Annotated in this window: 12 protein-coding genes; 8 read left to right on the forward strand and 4 right to left on the reverse strand. The window is 44.4% G+C overall.

Annotated features, from left to right (window positions below; translation table 11 throughout):
- Positions 1–182 precede the first annotated feature (182 nt).
- The gene (locus tag QUB70_RS29835) at positions 183–785 is read left to right on the forward strand and encodes a Uma2 family endonuclease (protein ID WP_332985303.1); all 603 of its coding nucleotides are present in this window, start codon (positions 183–185) and stop codon (positions 783–785) included.
- Positions 786–794: 9 nt separating this feature from the next.
- On the opposite strand, the gene QUB70_RS29840 is transcribed toward QUB70_RS29835, so the two are convergent.
- Together QUB70_RS29840 and QUB70_RS29845 are read right to left on the reverse strand one after the other, a co-directional pair.
- Entirely contained in the window at positions 795–1,562 is a 768-nt protein-coding gene (locus tag QUB70_RS29840) for a YebC/PmpR family DNA-binding transcriptional regulator (RefSeq protein WP_332985304.1), read from the reverse strand.
- Between the two features lie 105 nt (positions 1,563–1,667).
- Positions 1,668–2,306, reverse strand: a complete 639-nt coding sequence (locus QUB70_RS29845) for a histidine phosphatase family protein (RefSeq protein ID WP_332985306.1) — start codon at positions 2,304–2,306, stop codon at positions 1,668–1,670.
- Between the two features lie 338 nt (positions 2,307–2,644).
- Here QUB70_RS29845 and QUB70_RS29850 point away from each other — a divergent pair, with 338 nt between their 5' ends.
- The 4 genes from QUB70_RS29850 (at position 2,645) to QUB70_RS29865 (ending at position 3,986) form a co-directional block, all read left to right on the forward strand.
- Positions 2,645–2,869 (forward strand): hypothetical protein, encoded by a 225-nt coding sequence (locus QUB70_RS29850; protein WP_332985307.1) that lies wholly within the window; start codon positions 2,645–2,647, stop codon positions 2,867–2,869.
- A gap of 152 nt (positions 2,870–3,021) precedes the next feature.
- On the forward strand, positions 3,022–3,372 hold the full coding sequence (locus QUB70_RS29855) for a hypothetical protein (protein WP_332985309.1): 351 nt from the start codon (positions 3,022–3,024) through the stop codon (positions 3,370–3,372).
- A 24-nt stretch (positions 3,373–3,396) separates the two neighbouring features.
- Positions 3,397–3,651, forward strand: a complete 255-nt coding sequence (locus tag QUB70_RS29860) for a hypothetical protein (protein WP_332985310.1) — start codon at positions 3,397–3,399, stop codon at positions 3,649–3,651.
- Complete coding sequence (locus QUB70_RS29865; RefSeq protein ID WP_332985311.1) at positions 3,651–3,986, forward strand: type II toxin-antitoxin system RelE/ParE family toxin; 336 nt, start codon at positions 3,651–3,653, stop codon at positions 3,984–3,986. The genes QUB70_RS29860 and QUB70_RS29865 overlap by 1 nt, the downstream gene beginning before the upstream one ends.
- Before the next feature lie 248 nt (positions 3,987–4,234).
- Here the strand turns inward: QUB70_RS29865 and QUB70_RS29870 are convergent, their stop codons facing one another.
- Entirely contained in the window at positions 4,235–4,918 is a 684-nt protein-coding gene (locus tag QUB70_RS29870) for a class I SAM-dependent methyltransferase (RefSeq protein ID WP_332985312.1), read from the reverse strand.
- Between the two features lie 457 nt (positions 4,919–5,375).
- Here QUB70_RS29870 and QUB70_RS29875 point away from each other — a divergent pair, with 457 nt between their 5' ends.
- Complete coding sequence (locus QUB70_RS29875) at positions 5,376–7,241, forward strand: polysaccharide biosynthesis/export family protein (protein WP_332985313.1); 1,866 nt, start codon at positions 5,376–5,378, stop codon at positions 7,239–7,241.
- A gap of 244 nt (positions 7,242–7,485) precedes the next feature.
- Here the strand turns inward: QUB70_RS29875 and QUB70_RS29880 are convergent, their stop codons facing one another.
- Positions 7,486–8,220, reverse strand: a complete 735-nt coding sequence (locus QUB70_RS29880) for an SGNH/GDSL hydrolase family protein (RefSeq protein ID WP_332985315.1) — start codon at positions 8,218–8,220, stop codon at positions 7,486–7,488.
- Positions 8,221–8,373: 153 nt separating this feature from the next.
- On the opposite strand from QUB70_RS29880, the gene QUB70_RS29885 reads away from it, so the two are divergent.
- Both QUB70_RS29885 and QUB70_RS29890 read left to right on the forward strand, forming a co-directional pair.
- Positions 8,374–8,697 carry a polymorphic toxin type 24 domain-containing protein gene (locus QUB70_RS29885; RefSeq protein WP_332985317.1) on the forward strand — a complete coding sequence of 108 codons (324 nt, stop codon included), beginning with the start codon at positions 8,374–8,376 and terminating at the stop codon, positions 8,695–8,697.
- A 5-nt stretch (positions 8,698–8,702) separates the two neighbouring features.
- Entirely contained in the window at positions 8,703–9,161 is a 459-nt protein-coding gene (locus tag QUB70_RS29890) for a hypothetical protein (RefSeq protein WP_332985319.1), read from the forward strand.
- Positions 9,162–9,604: the final 443 nt, after the last annotated feature.

Below are 9,604 nucleotides of genomic sequence, written 5' to 3' on the forward strand. Positions count from 1 at the left end.
AATTTTTTTTCTTGTGGAATGGGCCGGAGAGCCCGTTCCAGAATTTGATTAAAAGGATTTTTGCAAGAGGTCTAATTAAAATTGTAAGTTATTTAATTGCGATCCTAAGACTTGCGATCGTCAAGCTAAGATAGTGTAAGCTCAAGGTATTCTGTCACCCCTGCACCAAATGAGGAAAAACCATGACGACGCTGCTAATTCAAACCCAAATCGTCCCACTGACGGTCAATTTCCCTGCGATCCAATCGATGACTGTTGAACAGTTCTATGAATTCTGTCTAGTTAATCGCGATTTGAGAATTGAACGTACAGCCAGTGGGGAAGTTATCATTATGGCACCAGCCTTTTCAGATACAGGGAACCGCAACTTCAATATTGCCCTACAATTGGGGAAATGGGCAGAAGAAGATGGCACAGGTGAAGCGTTTGACTCCAGTGCAGGCTTTACCTTACCCAATGGAGCAACCCGATCGCCCGATGTCTCATGGATTAAACTAGAGCGCTGGAATGCCTTAACTGAAGAACAAAAAGCCTCATTCGCACCGATTTGTCCAGACTTTGCGATTGAATTGCGGTCTGCTAGTGACACTCTCAAGGGATTGCAAAAAAAGATGCAAGAATATATTGAGAACGGTGTATCGCTCGGCTTTTTGCTCGATCGCAAAAACAGAAAAGTCTACATCTACCGTCCCCATCGCGAACCTGAAATCTTAGATAATCCTGAAACAGTCAGCGCCGATCCAGAGTTACCGGGATTTGCCTTGCGGATGGCAAAAATCTGGTGATTTAGATCGTTAAACCATACTCAAAGACATCAATTCATCTGTCATTTCAAAATTAGCCGTCACGCTTTGCACGTCGTCCAAATCTTCCAGTGCATCCATTAACTTAAGGAGCGATCGAGCTTTTTCAGGAGTATCTATTTCCACTGTATTGCTGGGAATCCAGCGATTTTCCGACTGCAAAACTGCAAATTTTTTGTGTTTCAAAACATCAGCCAACTGTTCCAAATGAGCCACACTTGTAAAAACCTCTGCACCTTCAGTATCCTCATCAATTAATATCAAATCATAAGATTCCGCAGCCGCCTCTAGCGACGCTTCAAACAATTGTTCCTCATCAATCGGGCCGCGTACCGTACAAACTCCTTTGTGGTCAAACATCCAGCCCACACAACCAGTTTCGCCCAGGTTGCCGCCATTTTTGCTAAAAGCTTCTCGCAAGTCAGCCGCCGTGCGGTTGCGATTGTCTGTCAGCGCTTCAATCAGAATAGCAACTCCGCCAACGCCGTAACCTTCGTAGCGAATAGCTTCTAATTCCGAACTTCCCCCCGCCAAGCCAGCACCTTTGGCGATCGCCCTTTCTATGTTTTCATTAGGAATATCCGCCGCCTTGGCTTTTTCTATAGCAGTCCGCAGTTGAAAATTGCCAGCGGGATCGGGAACTCCGCTGCGGGCCGCGACAATAATTTCGCGAGATATTCTAGCAAAAACTTTGCCTTTAACCGCATCAACTCTAGCTTTTTGGCGTTTAATATTCGCCCATTTACTGTGTCCAGCCATATCGATTATTGTTAGTCAGTAGTCATCAGTCAGTCGTCATTAGTCAGCAGTCAGGATTAACGTAGGGTGCACGCTGCACACAGAGTACATAAACTGAGTGCAGAGTTAATTAAACCGGATCGCGGCTTCAGAGTCAGTCAGGTGGGAAGTATCGCCATTAAGTTCGATCGACCATCCTGCATCTTGCCGCACCACTTTCACCAAACAGCACAAAGAAGCGTTAATTTCCGTTTCCGCACCGCCCGCTAGCCCGATCGCAGTTCCTAAAACCGACGCACCGTGACCTACTAATAACATATCTTCGGGAAACTCAGCCGCGAGGCGTTTAGCAGTTTCCCCCGCCCTGTTGAGACAATATTCGGCTGTTTCTGGATAGTTGGGAATGCCGCGTTTGTAGGAGGGGTCAATTCTGGGGAAACGCGAGCACAAAGCCTCGACGGAGAGGGTTTCCGGCATTTCTGTCATCCATTCAGGATTCAGCCATTCGCACAGTCCCCATTCTAGTTTAATTGACAAATCGAGGGCGTTGGCCGCGTGATTAGCTGTTTGGACAGTTCGCAGAAAAGGGGAAGCAAAAATGTGAGAAATTCCTTCACCTTTGAGGCGATTGGCGAGTTGTTTGGCTTGAACGTGACCGTCTTCGGAAAGGTGGGGATCGTAGCGGCGTTCTGCGGTGAGAAACCAGTCGGGGTTAACGAAGTCGATGCGGTTTCCGTGTCGTGCGATCCAGACTGTTTGTGGCATGAGTTGGTTTTAGTTTGGCTTCTAGGTGTAATATTATATCAAAGATGCTGATTTGGGATCTTTATGAAATTCGAGTGGGATGAAAACAAGTTAATCCGTAGGGTGCGTCGCTGCGACATCTTAGATATAAGTTGCAGATTTTTGAGGGCGACGCACCTTACTGACGAGAAGATTATGTGTACCACATCTACATGGAATATGCTGTTCTACATCTAAATTGCATTTTTTGTGCGGGCGAGACGCCCAACCCCTACTCCCCACAAGAACTTTATCAAATTTTGACTGTGTAGTTTAAATGCCGCAACAGCTTATGCTGTATATCAAAGATATTGAAGTTTATGAATAAGAATAAAACAGGGATGGACGATGAACTGCGATCGGAATCATATGATTTGAGGAAGTTGCGTGTAAGAAGGGTAGGATCGGGACGAAAGACCTTTGGTGGTGTAAATATTCGTTTAGAACCGGATGTTGCAGAGATGTTTCCCGATTCTGAAGCAGTAAATCAAGCTTTGCGGTTTTTGATTAGAATTACTAAAGAAAACGTGGTGTCCGAGAAATAAGCACCCGGATTTATCCGTGCGGCATTTTTTTTTCCAGCATCGATTATAACATCGATTGAAAAATTATCAAAAATATGCTGAAACTGTGCGTTATAGTGCCCACAACTATTTGACACTGCGCTAAAATTACATCAGTCACTCTGTATTGTCCAATGGCTCAATCTATAAAGCAACTCCACGCCCAAATTCAAGCCATGCCCAGCGATTCGGTTAAGGCGATCGTGCTTTCATGGCTGAATCAGTCCAACGGTAATCTCAGCGACTTTGAACGCCTAATCGGAGAAATTGCCGAAGAAACGGAGGGATATCAGTGGGGAGAAATTGACACAGCAAACGAGTTTCAACCCCTCAGCGAAGAAGAAACGATCGCAAGGAGTCTCGCAGCCTTGCAAGATTTCCAGACAAACAAGACGGGCATTGGACACGATCGGGTTAAGCAATGGGCAGATAGTCTAGGGAGCGATCGTTTTGGCTACCTATGCCAAAATAAAGTTAGAAAATAAAGTTAACCATTCATCATAACTTTTATGACTCTTACACTCACCTTACCACCGAAAATCGAAGCACTGCTGCGCCAACGGGCGGAAAGTACAGGACAAGATATAACCAGCGTTACCCTAGCTGTTATCGCCTTCGGACTTAGCTTTGATGAAAGCGATTTCTTCGAGGCATTAGAAGGGATTCAACGCGGACTTGATGACTTCGATCGGGGTCAGTTTTCTACTCTGGAAGAGTTTGTCGATCGACAAAACCAGAAATACGGACTTTCTTTGGAAGCATAATGTATCGCATTGACTTTTCCAGTACAGCTCAATCTGAGGCTGATGCAGCGTTTCTGAACTTTTCCCAATTCACTACTCCCGATCGCGCTCAAGCATGGTATCAGGGCTTAATTAAAGCGATTTCCTCACTCCAAGAAATGCCCCGTCGTTGTATTTTAGCCCGTGAAAACGCATTTTTCAGCCAAGAGATTCGCCAGCTTCTGTATGGAAGTGGTAAAACTACGTATCGCATACTCTTCACTATTCTTGACGATCGACCCATACCAACGGTGAGGATTATCCACATTCGCAATGCACTCCAGCGTGCGATTGGCGAACCCCAAGATGAGGCATAACCTTATGCTTTGCTTAGGAATGAGAATTAAATATAGCGGTTATCAGAAAGATGAGGTACGTAGTTGGGCTTCAGCCCTCTTAGCTTAGTGGTTATATAAGCTGTCAGTCATACCTCATCTTTTTGAGAAAGGCTATAACTTCTACAATAACAATTAAAATTGTAAGTTATTTAATTCGCGATCCCGATCTAATTTTTGTGAAATAAGCGATCGCAAATTGCCATGCCCTCCGCAGCCGCGAATTACATTCACCCCCTAACTCGCAGCATCTTGTTTCCACCTTTTTGAAACTCATAAGGAGCCTCTTGAACTTCTACACGAAAACTTCTATTTTTCAATTCGGTAATAATCGGGTTTAAGTGATCTGATTCCTCCCCGCTAAAACTCTGCAATAAAGGAAATACCCGGACTTCCTTCGCAACCCGACACATTTCTGTAATTGCTTGCAAATGAAATTCTTCCGAAAGCAAATGAGAATAAGCAAATAAGAAATGGCTGCACAAAGCTAGATCGAATTTACCGTTATCGAAAGGCAAAACTGGCAGCTCAGCATTCAGGTAGCGGCCTTGCTGCAAGCCAGAGGGAAAATCTTCTAAAAATTCCTGCATCGCTTTCATTCGCACTTCGCCTAGCTGGTACGGCGATTCAAAATTGTTCCACAGGTAGCCGTCTACATTTGCCTTGACAGCATCTATCACAGTTTGATATGTTTCTTGGATGCGATCGCCAATTTCCACCGCAGTAAACTGATACACTGGATCGCAAGAAATTACCTTTTTACCTTGGCGAGTCATTTCGGCATTGAAACTCGCCGGGCCGCCCGCACAATCAAGAATTGCTAGTTTGAGGTCACTTGATGTCAAGCTAAACATTCCTATGTATTCATCCAAGCAGCGTCCCCAGGGAATTACTTTATCCAATTTTAGTGACACTTGTCTTTGTCCCGCAGATAGAATTATCTAATATTTTACCTCAAATCAGGGTGGTTTTTTCCTATCTCCTTTCTGTGGCGGGTTGATTTGTATCCCGAGTTATGTAAGCTGTTACGCATTTAAAATAGTATTGTAGGGTGCGTCAGCCCTATCTTGTTTCCCTTGCTTAGTAAGTGTTCTAGCTGACGCACCCTACAGGCCTCGTTAGTGGTTTAAATGTCGAACAGCTTAGGAAGAATTTTGCTCAAACGAGATCCTAATCCTGACAACAGTTGGCGGGCTTTACAGTTTCTTTACAAACAAGGTACAAAATAGTTAAGTGCGATCGCACTATTTTTATCATTCCACCTGTGGATTTTGCAGCGAAGCGAGGCTACACTGGACAGCAGGGAAAATAAACTAAAATCAACTAGCTAAATTGCTCTCGTTCAATGGCAGGCTGCAACCAGGAAGAAAGATGAAACATACCGTTCAAACCGCTACAAGTCTGAGTTTGTCAGCACTCCTGGTGCTATCGAGTTCGCTGCCCAGTATAGCTCAGTTGCCTGCCATCAGAAATCCTGCCGCCAGTCCTAACTCAAACCAACCGATAGTACCGCCGCCGCCACCTCGGGGTGTAAGTTTGCCGCCGATCGGCAATTCTGGTTCGCTGACACCAGAAGCAGCTTATACTTTAGGCCCGGGCGATCGCATTGCTTTAGATATCTTCGGCGTCCCTGAATTCAGCAAAGAATATCAAGTGTTAGTTGACGGGACACTCAATTTGCCCATCATTCGCAGCGTCTCAATTCAAGGGTTGACGCTGCAACAAGCCGCTAACGTGATTACCCAGCGATACGAACCCTTCATCAATGTTCCCGTTGTTACTGTGACTGTGATCGTCGCTCGCCCTCTTAATATAGGCCTTGCCGGTGAAGTTACTCGGCCGGGTTCCTACAAGATTAATCCAGTTAGAGAAGGAGGAGGAGTAAAATTCCCGACTTTGATGGAAATGCTGCAACTTGCACAAGGGGTGACATCAGCAGGAGATATGCGAAATGTTCAAATTCGCCGTCCCCGCAGAGGCGCGCCAGAGCAAGTTACTACAGTAGATTTGCAGAATTTTTTAGACACGGGAAATTTGCGTCAAGATGTCACGATTCGAGATGGAGATACAATTTTTGTACCGACAGCTAGTGCCTTGAATACTCAAGAAGTTCGTCAAAGAGCCAGTGCTAATTTTTCCGCTGATATTACTAAACCAATTGGCGTGGTAATTGTCGGCGAGGTAAACAGGCCTGGGCCTTATACTATATCTGCTGCTGATTTGCGATCGACCAACCAACAAACAGAACTGAGTTTTGTATCCATCGAGCAACAGCAAGGAGCCGTTGTCGGTTTACCAACGATAACTAGAGCGCTCAAAATTGCTGGCGGTATCACTACAGAAGCTGACATTCGCCGCGTGCAAATCCGCCGCCAAATCAGAGGTGGCAACGAACAAACTATCATGGTAAATCTGTGGGATTTGCTGCAAAAAGGCGACGCAAGTCAAGATGTTTTGCTGCAAGAAGGTGATAGCGTGATTATCCCGACAGCAGCTACTGTAGACTTAGCTGAAGTTTCTCAAGTCGCCAATAGCAGTTTTTCTCCGAACGCGATTAGCATCAATATTGTAGGAGAAATAATTAGGCCCGGGGCTTTGCAGGTGCGGCCCAGTACATCCCTGCACCAAGCTTTACTGACCGCAGGCAGTTTCAATCAATTGCGGGCCAAAAAAGACAAAGTAGAACTGCTGCGTTTGAACCCCAACGGTACTGTTTCTCGCCGCACGATCGAGGTGGATTTTGCTCAAGGGTTGAATCCTGACAATAACCCAACTCTCCGCAACAACGATGTGATTCTGGTAGCGCGATCGGGCTATACTAGGGTAGCAGACAATATCAACAGTTTCTTGCAGCCGATCGCAGGAGTTGCAACTGGGATCGGCGCTGTTAGTGGCGTTCTTACTGGGTTTGATACAACGATCAGAACTTTTCAAAACTTATTTTTGGGAGGAGATTTCGATCGGCGAATTCAGATCAGACAGCTTCGCGAACAACGTCAAGACAGACAAGAGCAACGTGAAGACAGACTGCTAGAAAGAGAGCTCCAACGTGAAGATAGATTGCAGCAAGCAGAAGACAGAAGACTGCAACTTGAAGATAGAAGACTGCAACTTGAAGACAGACAGCGGCAAATAGATATTGAGAATCGGCAACTCCAAATCCAGGAGCAGCAACTTCTGCTCCAAAATCAGCAGCAGCAAATGCAGCCACAGCAAATTCAGCCAACTACTCCTTAATACAGCGTATTCCAGGTTGATGAAGTTTAGGGACAAAGGCTTTCGCCGTGTCCCTACAAAATCAGCAGCAGCAAATGCAGCCACAGCAAATTCAGCCAACTACTCCTTAACATCTAGTCATGTAAAATAACCTTTATAATTTTGTAGTGAGGACTTCAGTCCTCCATACAAAACAATTTGATTGCGCTCGTTAAGCTCAAAATACACGCATCAAGTCCCCGTCTACGGAATTTAAAGTAATAACTTAAACACAGATTATTTCGGAAATAATGCACGTTGTTAAAGGATAATTCAAAATATTTAACAAAACTTTTCTGTATATATCTAAACCTTTAGCATTGAGGTGAACGCCGTCAATTGTTAAATCTGCATTGAGAGCTTGTTCCTTAAACAATGCTTGTATGCCGCGAGATTCCACAGGAATATTTTCGTCGGCAGCTACTTTATCAATGAGAACATTGATTTCGTCAACTCTAGCAATTGTTCCTGCTAATTTAGGATTGTAGCTGGCGGCAAGAGTGGAGTAAAAAGCAGGAATGAGAATGATTTGTTTAGTGCCGAGCGATCGCATCACGGCGATCGCCTCTTTTAAGTTACGGACAAACTGCTCGTCGCTAATGCCGTACATAGCATCATTTGTACCGATCGCAATAATAGTTTTTTCGCAGGTAAACCGCAAAGGAACTACCAGCTTAAGCTGTTCTAGCAGGGAAACTGTACTCATTCCGCCGATCGCAAAATTAAAGTTTTCTTCACCCAAAGAATCGCCCAAAGCCGAGGAAATAGAATCGCCCCACACGCACCCTTGATATTGCTTGTCTTTAATTTGTTGTACCTGATTGTATACAGAAACTTGCCACCACAGCGCAGAGCTAACCGTATCACCAGCAGGTTGCGGATTAGCTAGCACTCGAAAGGGGATATACGCGCACAGCAACAAACCCAGCACGACGGGAAATAACCTAAATTTAACTTTCATAAAACTTGCTTCAGCTTCCTGCTACTTCAGTTTATGCTATTGCTTTAACCCCCAGTCAGGATTTATGCAAATTTCTATAAATTGTACTCTGTACATATCCAAATACCCTACATCTATCAAACTGAGATGGTAAAATAATTTAGGACTAATATTATGTCTAAACCAGTTGACTGGACAGTTGGCATCCCCGCTAGCACCCTTATAGCCGTCGGAACCCAGGTAAGTGGCAGATTTCCTCTAGATGGAGCAAGTGCCAGAAACATACTCTACCGCATGGATGGCAAGAACATTACCAGCTATATCGTCTACGATGACAGCGGACGGGCAATTAAGCGAGTAGACTTGACAGGAAAGGCTCATGCAAATGTGCCGACACCTCACGCTGTTGAATACAAACACAACCAAAACTCAGCAGGAGACATTTTCGTGCAAGCTGAAAAAACAGTTAGGCCAGCTAGATTGGATGAAATACCCTAGAAATTATGTTCATCAAACAAATATCCTTGAATGCAGATAAACTAATCGATTTCCAGCAATGGAAAAAAGCCAACGGCGATGATTTTTCACTCTGGGATTATCTTTTTGGAGCTGCGAACATTGAAATTGCTATAGCTTTCACAAAACTATTCTGGCCAGATTTTGTCGAACATGAAGGCGGTATCTTTTTGTCAGAAGCCTTTAACAGTCAAATCTACGAACAGTGGAAAATCGAACTGGGGAATGATGTCGCTGCAATTGAGCAGGTGATGAACCACCAGCACGTTGATGACATTCTTCCCGGTGCGGAAAATACGAGTATCGACAATTTATTGTATTTGGGACAAGCATTAGCTCAGATGTGGGAAAGTCGCCTAAAATCGCTTTATCCTCAGCGCCGTTTTCAAGTTAAATGCGATCGGGACGAACACACTGTTGTAGTGACGTTTTTTCAGGACAATTAATCAACCTTTGGCCCCCCAACAATTCTGGCTGCAAAACCTGATTTAATTTGCCGCTGCGAAACCCCTCCAAATCCATTGGTAAGAAGTTAAGCTAAGAAAGCATTTGTCAATCAGCAATTATGCTCAACATTTACTCGGATTTTGGGCATAAAACTGAGATTTGGCCGATCGAGGAATCGTGCCGAGGGTGATATTTATACCTAGGGCTTGCTGAAAAAGTAAGAAAACAGCATTTAGAAAGATGAAGGAACTCGCGAGTCCCTTGATAATATAAGCTTTGTTTACGCTCTTTTGTAGAAAGCATAATTTTAATTAATCATCACAGGTGGAAAACAGGAAAAAAAGTGTATATCCTGAAATAGACATAAAAAAGCCAAAAAGCCTGCCGTAGCAGGGCCGAAAGATTCATCACCAGAAAAGTTATGGCGATGGTGGTTTGAGAA

It is taken from the genome of Microcoleus sp. A003_D6 (genome assembly GCF_036702825.1).
In the GTDB taxonomy this organism is placed as follows: domain Bacteria; phylum Cyanobacteriota; class Cyanobacteriia; order Cyanobacteriales; family Microcoleaceae; genus Microcoleus.